This is a genomic window from Streptomyces sp. B6B3 (genome assembly GCF_039871525.1).
Taxonomy (GTDB): Bacteria; Actinomycetota; Actinomycetes; order Streptomycetales; family Streptomycetaceae; genus Streptomyces.
On record NZ_JBDPLU010000017.1, the window covers coordinates 32207 to 50898 of the forward strand.

Sequence of the window (18692 nt, forward strand, 5' to 3'; positions counted from 1 at the left end):
TTTTCGGACAGGAGGTGCCTCCTGATGCGAGCCAACGTCGGCGACCGGCTATTGACCCACGGCCGGATCGTGGGTCAGCAGGACCGGGAGGGCGAGATCGTCGAGGTGATGGGGAGCGAGGGCGAACCGCCGTTCCGCGTCCGCTTCACCGACGGGCACGAGTGCGTGATGTCGCCCGGCCCCGACTCCGTCGTGGAACACCGCGCCGAGCGACCGGCGGCCGGGCCGAGGTAGCCCCGGGCTCCCCGGGGCACCGCGGCCCGTCCCCGGCCGGCCGGCGGCGGACCAACGGGCCGCGCCCGGACACGGTCGAACCGTGTCCGGGCGCGGATGCTGCCGCGGAGCGGGCGGGGTCAGATGCGACCGACGCCGGCGCCGTTCATCACGTTGTTCTTGACGCTCGAGGCGGAGTCCAGGCTGTAGCTGTAGGGGACGCCGCCGACCGAGCCGCAGGTCTGGCCGGAGCCGGAGCCGGTGAAGTAGTTGTTCGTGGCCCTCAGGTTCCCGGGGTCGGAGTCGCCCTCGCCGCAGTGGTAGGGGTCGTCGGTGTTCTCGAAGTAGTTGCCCTCGACGAGGACCCCGGCCTCCTCGGTGGAGGCGACGCCGTAGCTGCCGACGCCGTCGTAGTAGTTGTTGAAGACGTGCACGACGTTGCCGAAGCGGACGCGCGGGTTGCGCTGGTTGGTGCCGTCGAACCAGTTGTGGTGGTAGCTGACGTGCAGCCTGCCGCGGTCCTCGGACCCGTTGCCGTCGTCGTGGCCGAGCAGCATGTTCTTGTCCTGGTCGTACATGCGGTTCCAGGACACGGTGATGTTGTCCGAGGCGCGCTTGATGTCGATGCCGCCGTCGTTCGCCCCGGTGATGGTGTTGTGGTCGATCCACACGTTGGTGGAGTACTGCACGTTGATGGCGTCGTCGTTGGAGCCGGACAGCGTCAGGTTCTGGAGGATGACGTTGTTGGCGTTGGCGACGTTCAGACCGCTACCGGTGATCCGCCCCGAGGTGCCGACGCCGATGATCGTCTTGTTCGACGCCACCTTGGTCATGCTGCTGAGGTTGATGGTCCCGTTGACCCGGATCTCCAGGGTCGAGCTGCTCTTCGCGTAGTTGATGAAGTCGGTGGCGTTCGACACCGTGACGACGCTGCCGCCCGCGCCGCCGGTCGTGCTGCGGCCGTAGCCGGCCGGCGTGCCGACGACGTAGGTGTCGGCCTCCTCGGCGGCACTGGCCGTCGCTCCGTTGATCGCGGTGAACCCCGCGAGGGTGGCCACCGCCGTGGCGATCGCCGCGAAGCCGGCCAGTCTGAACCGTGCGCTCGTCCTGCGCATGACAACTCCAGGAATGCTGGTGACGGGGGGGTGGTGGGCTGCGGTACACCCGGAAGCACCTGCGCCGCGCGGCTCGGCATGGACATGCTAGGACGGAACTTGTGGACGATGAGGGGCCATGTGTGGACTATTGCGCGCTGCTGTGAAGTTGCGGAACCCGTACTGAAACCGAAGCGAACGTTCGTGCCCGATCGGTGACCACCTCGCGGCGTGCGAGTGCCGGATCCCCGCGACGGGGATCCGGCACGTGACCCTCGGGGGTTCGCGCAGCCCGCGCCGGGCTGCGGCCCGGCACCTGACACGCGGGGATCCGCGGGTCGGCGGCGGACGGCCGCGGGCCGCGTCGGCCCGCCGCCGCCCCGCGGCGCGGCACCGGCGGGGCCCCGCGCCCGGCCGGTGCGTCCGCGCCGGCCCACACCGGTCCCTGACCGGCTACCGGGCGGCAGCCCCGTGGTGGCCGTGGTGCTTGTCCTGGTAGTGGTCCTCGTGGACCCGCGCCATGGCCCCGATCGGGTCCTCCACCACGTACGTCGCCGAGTAGAAGACGTTGCCGGTGACCTCGGGATGGTCCTGGCAGAGCGTCAGATGGCGGGAGAGCTCGGCGGGGTCCTGCCACTCCGCGGGCTGGGCCGGGTCGCCGGCCTTGTAGAGCGCCTCGCCGATGTAGAGGTCCACTCCGGTGCCGCCGCAGACCTCGGCCCACCAGGGCACCAGGACCGCGTAGTCGGCGACCTCGAAGCCGATGTTCCAGTAGACCTGCGGGATCACGTAGTCCAGCCAGGACTCCCGGACCCAGGTGCGGACGTCGGCGTACAGGTCGTCGTACGTCTCCACCCCGCCCTGGGTGGCGGAGCCCTCCGGGTCGGTGCTCTGGTTCCGCCAGACGGCGAACGGGCTGACGCCGAACGGGATACCGGGCCGCGCCGCGCGCACCCGGTCGCGCATCTCCTGGACCAGCAGGTTGATGTTGTTCCGGCGCCAGTCGCCGAGGTCGGTGAAGTCGCCGCCGTACTCGGCGAAGGTGTCCGCGTCGTCGAAGGTCTCGCCGGCCACCGGATAGGGGTAGAAGTAGTCGTCCCAGTGCACCCCGTCCAGCTCGTAGCGCTCGACGGCGTCGATCATCGCGTCCTGCACGAAGGCCCGCACGTCCGGGATGCCCGGGTTGTAGTACAGCTTCCCGCCGTAGGGGACCACCCACTCGGGATGCTCCCGGGCCGGATGCCCCTCGGCCAGCTTCGAGGGATCGGTGTGCATGGCGATCCGGTAGGGGTTGAACCAGCCGTGCAGTTCCAGGCCGCGCTCGTGCGCCGCCGCCACGGCGAAGCCGAGCGGATCCCAGCCGGGGTCCTGACCGGGCACGCCGGTCAGCCACTCCGACCACGGTTCGAGCGGCGAGGGCCAGAACGCGTCCGCCGTCGGCCGCACCTGGAGGAACACGGTGGTGAGGTTGAGGCTCACCGCGGTGTCCAGCAGGCTGGTCAGCTCCGACTCCGCCTCACGCTGCGTCAGTCCCGGAGCCGAGGGCCAGTCTATGTTCGCGACCGAGGCGATCCACATGCCGCGCAGCGTGGTCGACTCGGATCCGCCGTGGCCGTGCCCGTGTCCGCGCCCGCGCGCGGCGGTCGCCTCGCTGGTCGACGCGGACGCCGACGCCTGGGTGAGCGTCGCCATGCCTGCCACCGCACCGGCGGCGGCAGCGGTCATGGTCCTGCGGGTGATAGGTGCCATGTATGTCGTACTCCCTGCTGTGGCTGGTAGCGGATTCCTGCCCTGACACAGCCTCCCCAGCCCTCCCCGTAATGTCCTTGTGACACACCCTTATGGGAACAACATTCGACGGTTAGCATCAGCGACACGCGCGACTGGGAGCGCTCCCATCGATGGTCTCGCCAACCGTTCCGCGTGTCCCCCCACCTCGCCACTCCCGTTTCCCCACCCATCCACCCGTCCGCCGCCGCATGGTCCGGCGGCGGATCGAGGAGAGGAGTGCCACCGTGCGCAGATGGAAGCAGGCGACCTGCGGGCTGGCCGCACTGGCGCTGACCGGCGGCCTGTTCGCCGCCACGGCGACCACGGCCAGCGGACAGCCGGAGTCCGGGGGGTCGGCGTCCGCCGCGGCGGAGCCGCTGGCCGAGAACACCGAGAACGCCGCGAACGCCGAGAACTACGCCTGGCAGAACGCCCAGATCGCCGGCGGCGGCTTCGTGCCCAGCATCGTCTTCAACCGCTCCGAGCCCGACCTCGTCTACGCCCGCACCGACATCGGCGGCGCCTACCGCTGGAACGAGCAGGGTCAGGAGTGGATCCCGCTGCTCGACCACGTCGGCTGGGACGACTGGGGCTACAGCGGCGTCGCCTCGATCGCCACCGACCCGGTGGATCCGGACCGGGTCTACGCCGCCGTGGGCAGCTACACCAACGACTGGGACCCGAACAACGGCGCCATCCTCCGCTCCGCCGACCGCGGCGAGACCTGGCAGACCACCGAGCTGCCGTTCAAGGTCGGCGGCAACATGCCGGGCCGCGGCATGGGCGAGCGGCTCGCCGTGGACCCCCACGACAACGACGTGCTCTACTTCGGCGCGCCCAGCGGCAACGGCCTGTGGCGCAGCACCGACGCCGGCGTCACCTGGCAGGAGGTCACGGCCTTCCCCAACCCCGGCGACTACGCCATCGACCCGAACGACGCCACCGGCTACCTCAGCGACGTCATCGGCGTGGTGTGGGTGACCTTCGACCCGCGCGGCGGTTCGCCGGGCAGCCCGACGCGGACCATCTACGCCGGCGTGGCCGACCTGGAGCAGAGCGTCTACCGCTCCACCGACGGCGGAACCAGCTGGGAGCCGGTGCCCGGAGCCCCGACCGGCTTCCTGCCGCACAAGGGGGTGCTGGACGAGGAGACCGGCGACCTCTACGTCACCACCAGCGACGACCCCGGCCCGTACGACGGCACGGACGGCGAGGTCTGGAGCCTCGACACCGCCACCGGCGCCTGGACGGACATCTCCCCGGTGCCGTCGGGCTCCGACCGCTACTTCGGGTTCAGCGGCCTGACCGTCGACCGGTCCAACCCCGGCACGCTGATGGTCACCGGCTACAGCTCCTGGTGGCCGGACACCCAGATCTTCCGCTCGACGGACGGCGGCGCCACCTGGACCCGCGCCTGGGAGTGGACCAGCTACCCGAACCGCGACAAGCGCTACGAGGTGGACGTCTCGGCGGTGCCGTGGCTGGACAACGGCACCACCCCGCAGCCGCCGGAGGAGAACCCGAAGCTCGGCTGGATGACCGAGGGCCTGGAGATCGACCCCTTCGACCCCGACCGCATGATGTACGGCACCGGGGCCACGCTGTACGGCACCACCGAGCTGACCAACTGGGACAGCGACCAGACCCTCACCGTCGAGCCGATGGTGACGGGCCTGGAGGAGACGGCGGTCAACGACCTGGCGGCCCCGCCCGGCGGCGTGGAGGTGCTCAGCGGCCTCGGCGACGTCGGCGGCTTCCGGCACACCGATGTGGGGCAGGTGCCGGCGACGTCCTTCCCGACGTTCGGCACCACCACGAGCCTGGACTTCGCCGAGTCGAACCCGAGCTGGGTGGTGCGCGTCGGCAACCACGTCGGCGACGGCACGGCGCCGACCATCGGCTTCTCGACCGACGGCGGCGCCAACTGGTTCCAGGGCACCCGGCCGGTGGAGAGCGCCAACGGGGGCACGGTCGCCGCGGCGGCCGACGGCAGCGGCTTCGTCTGGGCGCCCTCGGGCACCGCCGTCTACCGCACGGAGGGCTTCGGCCAGTCCTGGACCCAGTCCCAGGGCATCCCGCAGGGCGCCAGGGTGGAGGCCGACCGGACGGACCCCGACCTGTTCTACGGCTTCCACCAGGGCACCTTCTACGTCTCCACGGACGGCGGCGCGACGTTCGCCGCCTCCCCGGCGACCGGGCTGCCGAGCGGCGAGGCCCGCTTCGCCGCGGTCGCCGGCGCCCGCGGCGACGTGTGGCTGGCCGGGGGCACCGGGCTGTGGCACTCGACGGACGCCGGGCAGTCGTTCACCCGGGTGGCCGGCGTCCAGGCCGACACCATCGGCTTCGGCGCGGCCGCGCCGGGCGCCGACTATCCGGCCCTGTACAGCAGCGGCGTGGTGGACGGCGTGCGCGGAATCTACCGGTCCGTCGACGCCGGGCAGAGCTGGGAGCGGATCAACGACGACGAGCACCAGTGGGCCTGGACCGGCGCCGCCATCACCGGCGACCCGGACGTCTACGGGCGCGTCTACGTCAGCACCAACGGCCGCGGCGTGATCTACGGCGAGCCGTCCGGCGGCTGAGGCCCCCGGCACGCCCGCCCCTCCCCCGGCCGCCCAGCCCGCGGGAGGGGCACCACGCGCGCGGCGCGACGGGGAGGACCGGGATCCGGCCGGTCCTCCCCGTCGCCGTGCCGCCCCATGCCGCGGGGTACGGTCGTTGCCCACGGCTGAAAGGGGCAGGTGTGAGCGACATCGAACGCGTCGGCGTGGTGGGCTGCGGCCAGATGGGCGCCGGCATCGCGGAGGTCTGCGCACGGGCCGGACTGTCGGTCCGGGTCGCCGAGACCACCGGGGAGGCGCTGGAGCTGGGCCGCACCCGGCTGGTCAACTCGCTGGACCGGGCCGCCGAGCGCGGCAAGCTCACCGAGGAGGAGCGGGACGCCGCCCTGGCCCGGCTCAGCTTCACCACCGACCTGGGCGAGTTCGCCGACCGCGACCTGGTGGTCGAGGCGGTGGTGGAGAGCGAGCAGGTGAAGACGGAGATCTTCCGGGTGCTCGACCACGTGGTCACCCGCCAGGACGCGATCCTGGCGACCAACACCTCGTCGGTTCCCGTGGTGAAGCTCGCGGTGGCCACCTCCCGGCCGGCCCAGGTGCTCGGCATCCACTTCTTCAACCCGCCCCAGGTGCAGCGCCTGGTCGAGCTGATCCCCGCGCTGACCACCAGCGAGGACACCATGCTGCGGGCCGAGGCGCTCGTGGTCAGGACGCTGGGCAAGCATCCGATCCGCGCCCAGGACCGCTCGGGGTTCGTGGTGAACGCGCTGCTGATCCCGTACCTGCTGGCGGCGATCCGGATGTTCGAGTCGGGCGCGGCGGGCCGCGAGGACATCGACAGCGGCATGGAGCTGGGCTGCGCCCACCCCATGGGGCCGCTCCGGCTGGCGGACCTGATCGGGCTCGACGTGGTGACGGCGATCGCGGACTCGATGTACGAGGAGTACCGCGAGGTCGCGCACGCCGCGCCGCCGCTGCTGCGGCGGATGGTGGCGGCCGGACACCTGGGGCGGAAGACCGGCTCGGGCTTCTACGCGTACGGCTGAGGGCCGCGGCCCGCGGTCAGGAGGCGCGCCGGCCGCCGGACGCCCGCTTCCTGGCGGGCGCCTTCTTCTTCGGCTGCTCGGCCTCCTGCTTCTTCGTGCTCTTCGCGGCCTTGGTGGACTTCGCCGTCTTCGTGGTCTTCTTCGCCGTGGTCTTCTTCGCGGCGCTCCCGCCGGTCGTCGACTTCTTGGCGGCGGCCTTCTTCGCCGGTGCCTTCCGCGCCTTCTTCCCGGCGCCCGAACCGGTGAGCTCCGTGACCGTGGCTCCGCCCTCCTCGCCGCCCTCGCCGCGCGCCCGGCGGGCGGTGCGCACGCTGTCCTCCAGGGCGGACATCAGGTCGATGACCCTGCCACCGGCCTCGGCCGGCTCGCGCGGCCGTTCCGGTTCCGCGCCCGCCAGCTTGGCGCTGACCAGCTCCTCCACGGCCTCCCGGTACTCGTCGTGCAGCTCCTCCAGCTCGACCGAGCCCAGGGTGTCCATCAGCGTGTCGGCGAGGTCCAGCTCGGCGTCCCGTACGGTGACCTTCTCGCTGGGAGCCAGGCTGGCGGCGGACCTGATCTCGTCCGGCCACAGCAGCGTGTGCATGCCCAGCACCTCCTCCCCCTCCCCCTCCAGCGACCTGACCAGGGCCAGCGTCTCGCGGCCGCGCATCGCCAGCTTGGCGATGGCGCCCTTGTCGGCCCGGCGCAGCGCCTCGCGGAGCAGCGCGTAGGGCTTGGCGGCGCCGGTGTCGGGCGTGAGGTAGTAGGAGCGGTCCAGCTGGTAGGGGTCGATGGAGCTGATCGGCACGAAGCCGAGGATGTCCACGGTGCGGGCGGTGGGCAGCGGCATGGCCTCCAGATCGGCGTCGCTGATCGGCACCAGCACCCCGTCGGACGTCTCCCAGGCCCGGCCGATCTCGTCACCCGAGACCTCCCGGCCCTCCTCCTCGCACACCTTGCGGTACCGGATCCGGCCCAGGTCGGCGGTGTGGACCTGCCGGAAGGAGACGCTGTGGTTCTCGGTGGCGCTGACGACCCGGACGGGAATGCTCACCAGACCGAAGGATATGGACCCTTTCCATATGGTTCGCATGAGCTGCCCCTTTCGTGCAGTCTCAGGGTATGCCGGTCGTCGAGGTCGAGGGACGTCGTCTGCAGCTGACCAACCTCGACAAGATCATCTATCCCGACGGCACCACGAAGGGCGAGGTGCTGCACTACTACGCGGTCACGGCCGCGGTGCTGCTCCCGCATCTCGTCGACCGGCCGCTGAGCCTGCTGCGCTTCCCCGACGGTCCCGAGGGGGAGAGGTTCTTCACCAAGAACGTGCCGCCGGGCACACCCGACTGGGTGACGGTGCGCGATGTGCCGCGCTCGAAGGGGCGGACGATCCGGCACGTGCTCGCCCAGGACGTGCCCTCGGTGGTGTGGGTGGCGAACCTGGTCGTGGAGTTCCACGTGCCACAGTGGACGGTGGACGCGCCGGGGGTGGCGGACCGGCTGGTCTTCGACCTCGACCCGGGGGCGCCGGCCACGGTCGTGGAGTGCTGCGAGGTGGCGCGCTGGCTGCGGGACCGGCTGGCGGCGGACGGCCTCACGGCGTACCCGAAGACCTCGGGATCCAAGGGGCTGCACCTGCTCTGCCCGCTGAGCCCGGTCGACTCGGCCCGGGCGTCACGGTACGCGCGGGGCCTGGCGGTGGAGGCCGCGGCGGAGCTGCCGGGGCTGGCGATCTCCGAGATGGCGCGGCACCGGCGCCCGGGGCGCGTCTTCATCGACCACAGCCAGAACGCGGCGGCGAAGACGACGGCGGCGCCCTACACGCTGCGCGCCCGGCCGGAGCCGACCGTCTCCACGCCGCTGACCTGGGACGAGGTCGAGCGCTGCGCCGACCCCGGCGATCTGGTGCTCACCCTGCGGGAGGTCCCCGACCGCCTCACCGACCACGGCGACCTGATGGCCGACCTCCACGACCCCACCCACGCCCGCCCCCTGCCGTAGCCCCGGCCCTTCCCGGGCCGAGCGACCCCGGGCGGGCCCGCCCGGCTGGCCACCGCGCCCGCCCGCTGCGCGGTTCGGGCCGAAGGCTGGCCCATCCGCCGAGCCGCGGCACCTTCCGACGGCCCGTCGCCCCGCGGAGGCAGGACCGACCGGCCGCCGGCACGCGGCGGTGATGGCATGGCCCCGGAAGCGCGGCCTCCCGGCCGAAGGCCGGCACGGACCCCCAAGGCACGGCACCGACCGCCGGCCCCCCTCCCCCGCGGGAACGAGCCCGACCGGCAGGGCCGCCGGACGCGCGGCGGAGAGGCGGACCGCGTGGTGGATCGCGAGCGGTCTCGGCGGCCGCCCGTCAGTCCGGCCGAAGGCCGGCGCGGATCCGCGGGACGCGGAGCCGGCCGGCGGACCGTTGCCTCGCGACGGAGACGAACCGGTGTGGGTCGCGGCCGCGGATGACGCGGACCGCGTGGCGGCCGCCCGGGAGCGCGTCGGGGCCGGGGAGCCGAACCCGGCGTGCGCCTGATGCGGCGGGCGCCGCGGGGGCGGCGGTCCGTGGCCGACAGCGGGGCGGGTCCTTTCGGGCCGGTGCGGGACCGCGCGGCAAGCGCTACGCGCCGCGGAGCGCGGCTCCCGTGCGCTCGGACGCGGCGGCGACCGCCGCGTCACGGGCCGCGCTGGCCTCCTCCGCGGTGAGCGTGCGGTCCGGCGCCCGGAAGCGCAGCGCGTACGCGAGGGACTTCCGGCCCTCGCCCAGCTGTTCGCCGGTGAAGACGTCGAACAGCCGCAGCGACTCCAGCAGTTCGCCGGCGCCGGCGCGCAGCGCCTCCGTCACCTCCGCCGACGGCACCTCCGCGGCCACCACCAGGGCCACGTCCTGGGTGGCCACCGGGAAGCCGGAGATCTCCGGCGCGGTGGGCGCCCCCGAACCGGCCCGCTGCAGCAGGTCCAGGTCCAGCTCCATGGCCGAGGTGCGGGCCGGCAGCCCGAGCGACTTCAGCGCCCGCGGGTGCAGCTCCCCGGCATGCCCGACGAGCGTCCGCTCGCCGTCGATCCGGACGTGCAGCGCCGCGCAGCGTCCGGGATGCCACGGCTCGTGCCGGTCGCCCGTCACCGTCAGCTCGGCGCCGGCCTCCCGGGCCACCAGGCGGGCGGCCTCGACGGCGTCGGCCCAACCGGCGGGCCGGCCCTCGCCCCACCAGCCGGGCAGCTCCCGGTGGCCGGCGAGCACGACGGCGACGCGGCGCGGCTGCTCGGGCAGCGCCGCGTCGAGGGCGGCGATCTCCTCGTCGCCCGGCCGGCCGGTGACCGGCAGGGCCGGGGCCGCCGACTCCTCGCCGGTCGGCCGGAACACCAGGCCGGTCTCGAACAGCGCCAGATCGTGGCTGCCGCGCCCGTCGTTGCGGCGCAGCGCCTCCAGCAGCCCGGGCAGCAGCGTGGTGCGCAGCTCGGGCTCCTCGTCGGAGAGCGGATTGACCAGCCGCAGCGTGCGGCGCCTGCGGTCGTCCGCCGGCAGCCCGAGCCGGTCGAACGCCGGCTGGCCGAGGAACGGCGAGTTCGGCGCCTCCACGTAGCCGGCGCCGGCCAGCGCCCTGCCGACCCGGCGGTGCAGCCGCTGCCGGGCCGTGAGTCCCCGGCCGGCCGGCGGGCGGGGCAGCGTGGCGGGCAGCGCCTCGTAGCCCTCCAGCCGGATGACCTCCTCGGCGAGGTCGTTCGGGGCGGTGAGGTCGGGGCGCCAGCTGGGCACGGTGACGGTCAGCTCGTCCGTGCCGTAGACGTCGCAGCCGATGTCCTGCAGCCGGCGGACCACGATCTCCCTGCCGTACGTGACGCCGGCCACCCGGTCGGGGTGGTCGGCCGCGAGGGTCACCGTGCGGGGCGTGTCGTCCGCGGCGTCCGCGACGACCTCCGTGACGCCGGGCTCGGCGCGCCCGCCGGCGAGCAGCACCATCAGGTCGACGGCGCGCTGCGCCGCGGCGGCCGCGGCCCGCGGGTCGACGCCGCGCTCGAAGCGTCGGGACGCCTCGGAGGACAGTCGGTGCCGGCGCGCGGTACGGGCCACCGCGACCGGGGCGAAGTGCGCCACCTCCAGCACGATCTCGGTGGTGCCGACGGGCGGCCCGACCAGCGGCTCGGGGACCGCGGAGTCGGCGATCTCGGTGTTCGCGCCGCCCATCACCCCGGCCAGGCCGATCGGCCCGGTGCTGTGGGTGATCCGCGGGGCCGGGTGTTCGTGCGGGGGCTCGACCCCGTCCAGGGTGGTCAGCCGCTCCCCCGGCGCGGCGCGGCGCACGCCGATGGGTCCGGAGACCCGCGCCCGGTCGTACGCGTGCAGCGGCTGACCGAGCTCCAGCATCACGTAGTTGGTGATGTCCACGGCCAGCGAGATCGGCCGCATGCCGGCCTTCTGCAGCCGGCGCTTCAGCCAGATCGGCGAGTGCGCCGAGGGGTTGACGCCGGTGATGGTGCGCGCGACGAACCGGTCGCAGGCGGGGTCGGCCACCTCGACCGGGAAGCCGTCCGCGTTGGCCGCGGGCACGTCGAGCAGCGCCGGGTCGCGCAGCGCCCGGCCGAAGGCGATGGCGGTCTCCCGGGCGATGCCGCGCAGCGAGAGGCAGTAGCCGCGGTCCGGGTTGACCGCGATGTCCAGCACCTCGTCGACGAGTTCGAGCAGCTCGATGGCGTCGGTGCCGGGCTCGTGCTCGGGCGGGAGCACCACGATGCCGTCGTGGTCGTCGCCCAGGCCGAGCTCCCTGGCCGAGCAGATCATGCCCTCGGAGAGGTGGCCGTAGGTCTTCCGGGCGGTGATCTTGAAACCGCCGGGCAGCACGGCGCCGGGCAGCACCACGACGACCTTGTCGCCGGGGCGGAAGTTGGTGGCGCCGCAGATGATGTTCTGTGGTTCGCCGGTCTGGTTGGCGGTGCCGACGTCGACCTGGCAGTAGCGGATCGGCTTCTTGAAGCCGCTGAGCTCCTCGAAGTCGAGCACCCGGCCGACCACCAGCGGTCCGGTGAGGTCGGCGCCGAGCCGCTCGACGGTCTCCACCTCGAGACCGGCGGAGATCAGCCGGTCGGCGACCTCGCGCCCGGTGGTCTCGGCCGGCAGGTCGACGTACTCCCTCAGCCAGGAGAGCGGGACGCGCATCAGATCTCCATTCCGAAGGGGCGGGTGAACCGCACGTCGGCCTCGATCAGGTCGCGCATGTCCCGCACGTTGTGCCGGAACATCAGCATCCGCTCGATGCCGAAGCCGAAGGCGAAGCCGCTGTACCGCTCGGGGTCGATCCCGCAGGCGGTCAGCACCCGGGGGTTGACCACGCCGCAGCCGCCCAGCTCGATCCAGCCCTCGCTGGAGCAGGTGCGGCAGGGCCGGTCCGGGTTGCCGACGGAGGCGCCGCGGCAGACGTAACACACCATGTCCATCTCGGCGGACGGCTCGGTGAACGGGAAGTAGTCGGGGCGCAGCCGGGTGCGCATGCCCTCGCCGCCGAACAGCGACTGGACCATGTGGTCCAGGGTGCCCTTCAGGTCGGCCATCGTGAGCCCCTCGTCCACGGCCAGGAGCTCGACCTGGTTGAACACCGGGGTGTGCGTGGCGTCCAGCTCGTCGGTGCGGTACACGCGGCCGGGGCAGATCACGTAGATGGGCGGCTCGCGGTCCAGCATGGACCGGATCTGCACCGGCGAGGTGTGGGTGCGCAACACCGTGCCGGAGTCGCGGCCCTCGGACCCGGCGACGAAGAAGGTGTCGCTCTCGGCCCGCGCCGGGTGGTCGAGATCCATGTTGAGCGCGTCGAAGTTGAACCACTCCGCCTCGACCTCGGGGCCCTCGGCCACCTCGTAGCCCATGGCCACGAAGATGTCCTCGATCCGCTCGGAGAGCGTGGTGAGCGGGTGCCGGGCGCCGGCGGGCCGGCGGTCGTACGGCAGCGTGACGTCCACCGCCTCCTCGACCAGCATGCGCTCGTCGCGCTCGGCCTCCAGCTCCTCCTCGCGGGCGGCGAGGGCGCGGGTGACCGCGCCGCGGGCCGCGCCGACGCGCTTCCCCGCCTCCGCGCGGGCCTGCGGCGGGAGCGCGCCGATCTCGCGGTTGGCCAGCGCCAGCGGCGCGGTGGCGCCGGCGTGGGCGGCCTTCGCCTCGCGCAGCGCGTCAAGGTCCCCGGCCGCGGCGATCGCCGCCAGTGCGGCCTCGCGGGCGCGGTCGATCTCTTCCGGTTTCAGTGCCTCGACCTCGATCGGGTCGTACGACTTGTTGGGTGCCGACATCTCTTCCCGTGCTTCCGTGTGGTCTGCGCTGACAGGCGCCGCGCCCCGGTGGCCGAGTCTACGGGGGCTCGGCGCACCGGTGACGCGGTGGTGAGGCGCGATGGTTCCGCGTGCGGGGCGGTGGTGCGCGAGGAGGCCCGCGGGCGGCGGGGCGGGGCGGGGCCGCGAGGACGCGGCCGGGCCCTCAGCTCAGGAACGCCGGGATGCCCGCGGGCAGGATAAATCGGAAACGGGCGCCGCCGCCGGCGGAGCGGCCGACCGTGACGGTGCCGCCGTGGGCCTCGACGATGCCCTTGACGATGTACAGGCCGAGACCGGTGCCGCCGCGGTCGCTGCCGCGCCAGAAGCGCGTGAAGACGCGGTGCATCGCCCCGTCGGGGATGCCAGGGCCCTCGTCGCTCACGGTGACGGCCGTCCCTTCCTGCCGCGTCCTGTTCGGCGGTACGCCGTGCAGTTCGATGGTGACAGTTCCGGCGCCGTGCCGCACCGCGTTTTCCAGCAGATTGCGCAGCACCTGGTCGATCTTGTGCGGATCGGCCCACAGCGCGGGCAACGGGTCGGCGATGCGCAGCGTGAAACGGTCCCGCTGGCAGCCCTCGCCGACCAGGCTGTCCACGTGGCGGCGCACGGCCGCGTCGAGATGGACCGGCTGCCGGCGGATCTCCAGCCGCCCCGAGTCGATCCGGGAGACGTCGAGCAGCTCGGTGATCAGCCGGGTGACCCGGTCCGCGTCACCGTCCACGGTCAGCAACATCAACCGCTTCTGTTCGTCCGTGAAGCGGTCCCACTTGTCCAGCATGGTGGCGGTGAAGCCCTTGATGGAGGTCAGCGGGGAACGCAGCTCGTGGGCCACGGTGGCGATCAGTTCGGCGTTGCTGCGCTCGCTGCGCTGCCGCGCGTCGGTGCCGCGCAGCGTGACGACCAGCCGCCGCACCGGGCCGCCGGGCCCGACCCGCACGTACCGGGCGGAGACCAGCACCTCGTTGCCGCCGGGCAGCAGCAGGTTCCGCTCCGGCTGTCCCGAGCGGGTGGCCAGGCCGCGGTAGGGCCGGGTGAGCTCCCACCAACGGCGCCCGTCGGGGTCCTCCAGCGGCAGCACCGCCTCGATCGGGCGGCCCAGTGCCTCGGCGGGACGGGTCCCGGTCAGCCGTGCCGCCTCGACGTTGAAGCAGCACACGAGCCCGAGCCGGTCGGCCACCACCAGCCCGTCGGGCAGATCATCGGGGTGCAGGTCGAGACCTCCGGCACCGGCCGCGCTGTCCATCCGCTGCTGCCCCTCTCCCACTGCTGGTCACCGTCCTCACACCCGCCGTATTCATCCCTGCCCCGGCCGGGGCCGGTGATCACCGCGAGGCGCGCCTCACTCGGCGCGACAACCGCCGGGGGCACGCTGGGCGCGGGCCGAGGCGTAGAGGCAGACGGCGGCGGCGGTGGCCAGGTTCAGGCTCTCCGCGTGGCCGTGGATGGGGACCCGTACGGCGGCGTCCGCGAGCGCCCTGGTGGCCTCGGGCAGGCCCCACGCCTCGTTGCCGAACAGCCACGCGGTGGGGCCGCCCATCGCGCCCTCGTCGAGCTCCGCGTCCAGCTCGCGCTCCCCGGCGCCGTCGGCGGCCAGCACCCGCACGCCCGCCTCCGCCAGCCCGCGGACCGCCCGTTCGACCGGGACCCCGACGGCCACCGGGAGGTGGAAGAGGCTGCCGGCGGAGGCGCGCACCGCCTTCGGGTTGTAGGCGTCGACCGAGGCGTCGGTGAGGATCACCGCGTCCGCCCCCGCGGCGTCGGCGCAGCGCAGCACGGTGCCCGCGTTGCCCGGGTCGCGCACGTGGGCGAGCACGGCGACGAGCCGCGGCCGGTCGGCCAGCACCGCCTCCAGCGTCCGGTCGAGGAAGCGGCACACGCCGACCAGGCCCTGCGGGGTCACGGTCTGCGAGAGCGCCGCGAGCACCTCGGGCCCGGCCAGGTGCACCGGAACGCCGGCGTCCCGGGCGGCGGCGAGCAGGTCGTCGTGTCGCTCGGCGGCCTCGGCCGTGGCGAACAGTTCGACGAGGGTGCCCCCGTCCGGCGTGCGGTGGGCGACGGCCTCCCGGATCGCCTGCGGTCCCTCGGCCAGGAAGCGCCGCTCCCGGCCGCGGGCCGTGCGGCGGGCTAGGCGCCGGGCGGCGACGACGCGCGGGGAGCGCGGTGAGGTGAGGTCGACGGCGGGGCCCATGGGCGACGGCTCGCTTCCGTGGGGACGGGGGTGGCGGGGCGGGCGGCGAGGCGGCCACGGCGCCGGGGTACGGACGCCACGGACCCGCGGGCGGCGCCCGCGGGTCCGGTCACGGTGTGGTGCCCGGGCGAGGCCCGGGGGTCCTCCGCGCCGTCTCCAGGAATCCCGGCCCTCAGGCGGCCTTCGGGGCGTTGACGTCGCTGGGCAGCGCCTTCTGCGCGGTCTCGACCAGCACGGCGAACGCGCCGGGGTCGTTGACGGCGAGCTCCGCCAGCATCTTCCGGTCCACCTCGATCTCCGCGGCCTTCAGGCCCTGGATGAAGCGGTTGTAGGTGATGCCGTGCGAGCGGGCGGCGGCGTTGATGCGCTGGATCCACAGCTGCCGGAAGTCGCCCTTGCGCTTCTTGCGGTCGTTGTAGTTGTAGACGAGGGAGTGGGTGACCTGCTCCTTCGCCTTGCGGTACAGCCGCGAGCGCTGACCGCGGTAGCCGCTGGCCTGTTCGAGGATCGCCCGGCGCTTCTTGTGGGCGTTGACCGCCCGCTTGACGCGTGCCACGTGTGTACTCCTTCTAGGGGGCCACGGGGTACGCGGCCCGATAACGGATGAGGTCCCGGTCGGCTCTCCGGCGCCGTCGCCGCCCGCGGGGCGGCCGGCGCGCGCGGATCACTTGCCGAGCATCTTCTTGATCCTCTTGGCGTCGGCCGGAGCCGTCTCCGTCTTGCCGGCGAGGCGGCGGGTGAGCGTGGACGGCTTGTGCTCCAGGTAGTGACGGCGACCGGCACGCTGGCGCATCACCTTGCCGGAGCCGGTGATCTTGAAGCGCTTGCCTGCTCCGGTGTGCGTCTTGTTTTTCGGCATGTCGCCGCAACTCTCCTCGTCCGTGGCGCTCCTGGGCGGCCCGACGACGTGGGGCTCGGGCGGAGCGCGGTGCTGTTTCGTGTTGGTGCTGGCGGCGGCCTGGAGGGCGCGCCCTCAGGCCGACGTCTTGCCCTGCTGGCGTTCGGCCTTGCGGGCGGCCTGCGCCTCCCGGGCCTCGGCCATGGCCTCGGTCTTCTTCTTGTGCGGACCGAGAACCATGATCATGTTCCGTCCGTCCTGCTTCGGGTTGGATTCCACGAAGCCCAGGTCCTGGACGTCCTCCGCGAGCCGCTGCAGCAGCCGGTAGCCCAACTCGGGGCGGGACTGCTCGCGACCGCGGAACATGATCGTGATCTTGACCTTGTCCCCTTGTTTGAGGAACCGGACGACGTGACCCTTCTTGGTGTCGTAGTCGTGCGGATCGATCTTCGGCCGGAGCTTCATCTCCTTGATGACCGTGTGCGCCTGGTTCTTGCGCGCCTCACGGGCCTTCATGGCCGACTCGTACTTGAACTTTCCGTAGTCCATGAGCTTGCACACGGGCGGACGGGCGTTCGCCGCGACCTCGACCAGGTCAAGGTCGTACTCCTGGGCAAGCTCCAGGGCCTTGGCAAGCGGCACGATGCCGACCTGCTCGCCACTGGGACCGACGAGTCGCACCTCGGGGACGCGAATCCGGTCGTTGATGCGGGGCTCGGCGCTGATGGGGCCTCCTCGGTTGCGCCGCACGGTTGCCTGGCGGGCAGCCATGCCGGAATTGTCGTGACGACCACCGGGCCGGAACATCAGAAACGCCCCGGTCGGTACGCAGGCGGGGCTCCTCGGACGGGGAGCACCGCCGCGAGGCACCGCGGGGCGCAGCCTGACCAGTGACCTGCCGGCCGGGAGGGCCGGTCAGGTGGGAGCTTAGGAGCCTCCACTTGCGGGCCGGGCGTCTTGTGCACCCGGCCGGTCGTCTACCAGATTACCGCACCCGAGGGCGCGGCGCGTCCGGTGGGTCGCGGCGGCTAGCCGGGCACCGGCCCGGGAGCGGTGGCCGCGGAGCCCGGGAGCGCGTGCCGGGGGTGGAGCAGCAGGTGCGCCAGCACCCCGAGCGCCGCCCCGACCAGCGGCATGACGATGAACAGCCACAGCTGGGCCAGCGCCTGGCCGCCGGCGAAGAACGCGGGTCCGATGCTGCGGGCCGGGTTCACGGAGGTGCCGGTGAGCGGGTTGCCGACCAGGTGGACCGCCGCCAGGGCGAGCCCGACGGGCACCCCGTCGAAGCCGGCCACGGCGACCGCGGCCCCGCCGCCAGCCCCCTCGGGGCGGGGGTAGGTCACCGACAGGTACACGAAGACCAGCAGGCTGGTCAGCATGATCTCGGCGATGATGGCGCCGCCGACGTTGAGGCCCACCGCCGAGCGGTCGCCCCAGCCGTTGCTCCCGAAGGACTCGCTGGTCTCCAGGCCCGGCACCTGGTGGGCCAGCAGGAACAGCAGCGCCGCGCCGGCGAACGCGCCGACCAGCTGGGCCAGCCAGTAGCCCCCGGCCGTCCTGGAGTCGATCCGCCCGGCGAGCAGCATGCCCAGCGTGACGGCGGGGTTGACGTGGCAGCCGGAGACCGGGCCGATGGCGTACATCAGCACCAGCAGTGTGAAGCCGAACGCCAGCGCGATGCCGAAGCTGCCGATGTACTCGGACGCCAGCACCACGGAGCCGACTCCGAAGAAGACCAGGGCGAAGGTCCCGACGAGCTCGCCGGCGAGTGGTTGCTGACCGGGCTGCCAGTCCCTGAGTGACTCCCTGGACCCCGTGAACAGGTCGGTGAACATCGCGGCCTCCATGCATGAGTCCGGGCGTTCGCGCCGTCTCCCTGGCAGTGTCGTGTCGGCGGGTCGGCGGCGCACCCCGGGGAGACCCGGCCGGGTGTCAGCGGCGGTACGTCGGCTCGCCGGGCAGCGGCGTGCCGGGCGGCAGCACGGCGAGGTCGAGGCCGCGCACCAGGTGGCCGCGGAGCACCTCGTCGGCGGCCAGCGCCCGGGCCAGCCGCCCGACGACCTGTCCGGTGTCGGCGTCCGGGTCCAGGGTCAGCGCCAGGGTGCCGTCCGCCGGGCCGCCGGGCACCAGTCGCGCGGCCACCACCGCGGGCTCGGCGCCGAGCACCGTGCGCACGGTCTCGGCCACCAGGGCGTTCTCGGCCGGGGCGCCACCGCCCGCGAGCGCGCGCAGCCCGGGGCCGGTGAGCTCGTAGCTGACCGGGCCCGCCACGTCGACGACCAGGGTGTCGGCGCGCTCCTGCGCGGCGGCGTGCAGCGCCTGGGCCGGGGCGACCGCGACGGGCCTGGCGTCGGGGCGCCAGCGGGCCAGGGTGTCGGTGGCGGTGAACACCGGCAGGGCGCGCCGGCCGCTCGGCAGGGCGAGGGTGAGCACGGCCATGTCGCTGCTCTTCTCCCGCCGCAGACCGTCGGGGCCGGTCTCCGCCTCGCCGAGCACGGCGACCACCGGGACCAGCAGCCGGGAGCGGGCCAGCGCGGTGAGCAGCCGCGATTCGGCGGCCGGGTCACGGGAGAAGTCGGCGAGCGCCCGGCTGACCGCGGGGTCGGCCGAGCCGTCGTCGCCGTCGAAGGCGGGCCGCGGGATGTTCTTGGGCGCCACGCGTCGAGGGTAACCGGGGGCGCTCGGTCGGCTCGTGCAGGGGCTTACACCCCGCCCGATACGCCC

General features: G+C 73.4%; 16 protein-coding genes. 4 read left to right on the forward strand and 12 right to left on the reverse strand.

The features are described from left to right. The first annotated feature begins 24 nt into the window (after positions 1-24). Positions 25-234 carry a DUF1918 domain-containing protein gene (locus ABGB06_RS28695; RefSeq protein ID WP_347594628.1) on the forward strand — a complete coding sequence of 70 codons (210 nt, stop codon included), beginning with the start codon at positions 25-27 and terminating at the stop codon, positions 232-234. Positions 235-353: 119 nt separating this feature from the next. On the opposite strand, the gene ABGB06_RS28700 is transcribed toward ABGB06_RS28695, so the two are convergent. Together ABGB06_RS28700 and ABGB06_RS28705 are read right to left on the reverse strand one after the other, a co-directional pair. Beyond that, a complete protein-coding gene (locus ABGB06_RS28700) occupies positions 354-1328 on the reverse strand; it encodes a right-handed parallel beta-helix repeat-containing protein (protein WP_347594630.1) in 975 nt (324 codons plus the stop codon). Positions 1329-1760: 432 nt separating this feature from the next. Beyond that, positions 1761-3056 carry a family 10 glycosylhydrolase gene (locus ABGB06_RS28705; RefSeq protein WP_347594632.1) on the reverse strand — a complete coding sequence of 432 codons (1296 nt, stop codon included), beginning with the start codon at positions 3054-3056 and terminating at the stop codon, positions 1761-1763. A 266-nt stretch (positions 3057-3322) separates the two neighbouring features. Between ABGB06_RS28705 and ABGB06_RS28710 the strand changes: the two genes are divergently transcribed. Both ABGB06_RS28710 and ABGB06_RS28715 read left to right on the forward strand, forming a co-directional pair. Beyond that, positions 3323-5659, forward strand: a complete 2337-nt coding sequence (locus ABGB06_RS28710) for a xyloglucanase (RefSeq protein WP_347594634.1) — start codon at positions 3323-3325, stop codon at positions 5657-5659. Positions 5660-5820: 161 nt separating this feature from the next. Continuing rightward, positions 5821-6681: a 3-hydroxybutyryl-CoA dehydrogenase gene (locus ABGB06_RS28715; protein WP_347594636.1), complete on the forward strand. Its 861-nt coding sequence runs from the start codon at positions 5821-5823 to the stop codon at positions 6679-6681. A gap of 16 nt (positions 6682-6697) precedes the next feature. Here the strand turns inward: ABGB06_RS28715 and ABGB06_RS28720 are convergent, their stop codons facing one another. Continuing rightward, entirely contained in the window at positions 6698-7753 is a 1056-nt protein-coding gene (locus tag ABGB06_RS28720; protein ID WP_347594638.1) for a Ku protein, read from the reverse strand. A gap of 29 nt (positions 7754-7782) precedes the next feature. On the opposite strand from ABGB06_RS28720, the gene ligD reads away from it, so the two are divergent. Then, positions 7783-8661 (forward strand): non-homologous end-joining DNA ligase, encoded by an 879-nt coding sequence (ligD, locus tag ABGB06_RS28725; RefSeq protein ID WP_347594640.1) that lies wholly within the window; start codon positions 7783-7785, stop codon positions 8659-8661. A 604-nt stretch (positions 8662-9265) separates the two neighbouring features. Here ligD and pheT read toward each other — a convergent pair. The 9 genes from pheT to ABGB06_RS28770 form a co-directional block, all read right to left on the reverse strand. Next, entirely contained in the window at positions 9266-11800 is a 2535-nt protein-coding gene (gene pheT, locus ABGB06_RS28730) for a phenylalanine--tRNA ligase subunit beta (protein WP_347594642.1), read from the reverse strand. Further along, on the reverse strand, positions 11800-12921 hold the full coding sequence (gene pheS / locus ABGB06_RS28735) for a phenylalanine--tRNA ligase subunit alpha (protein WP_347594644.1): 1122 nt from the start codon (positions 12919-12921) through the stop codon (positions 11800-11802). The genes pheT and pheS overlap by 1 nt, the downstream gene beginning before the upstream one ends. A 184-nt stretch (positions 12922-13105) precedes the next feature. Continuing rightward, complete coding sequence (locus tag ABGB06_RS28740) at positions 13106-14185, reverse strand: ATP-binding protein (protein ID WP_347594646.1); 1080 nt, start codon at positions 14183-14185, stop codon at positions 13106-13108. 96 nt (positions 14186-14281) lie between these two features. Then, positions 14282-15130: an RNA methyltransferase gene (locus tag ABGB06_RS28745; RefSeq protein WP_347594648.1), complete on the reverse strand. Its 849-nt coding sequence runs from the start codon at positions 15128-15130 to the stop codon at positions 14282-14284. A 172-nt stretch (positions 15131-15302) separates the two neighbouring features. Then, positions 15303-15686 carry a 50S ribosomal protein L20 gene (rplT, locus tag ABGB06_RS28750; RefSeq protein ID WP_347594650.1) on the reverse strand — a complete coding sequence of 128 codons (384 nt, stop codon included), beginning with the start codon at positions 15684-15686 and terminating at the stop codon, positions 15303-15305. 108 nt (positions 15687-15794) lie between these two features. Further along, positions 15795-15989: a 50S ribosomal protein L35 gene (rpmI, locus tag ABGB06_RS28755; RefSeq protein ID WP_347594652.1), complete on the reverse strand. Its 195-nt coding sequence runs from the start codon at positions 15987-15989 to the stop codon at positions 15795-15797. 114 nt (positions 15990-16103) lie between these two features. After that, complete coding sequence (gene infC / locus ABGB06_RS28760; RefSeq protein WP_347594654.1) at positions 16104-16739, reverse strand: translation initiation factor IF-3; 636 nt, start codon at positions 16737-16739, stop codon at positions 16104-16106. Between the two features lie 257 nt (positions 16740-16996). Beyond that, positions 16997-17803 (reverse strand): aquaporin, encoded by an 807-nt coding sequence (locus ABGB06_RS28765; RefSeq protein WP_347594656.1) that lies wholly within the window; start codon positions 17801-17803, stop codon positions 16997-16999. 97 nt (positions 17804-17900) lie between these two features. Beyond that, a complete protein-coding gene (locus ABGB06_RS28770; RefSeq protein ID WP_347594658.1) occupies positions 17901-18626 on the reverse strand; it encodes an SseB family protein in 726 nt (241 codons plus the stop codon). Between the last annotated feature and the right edge of the window lie 66 nt (positions 18627-18692).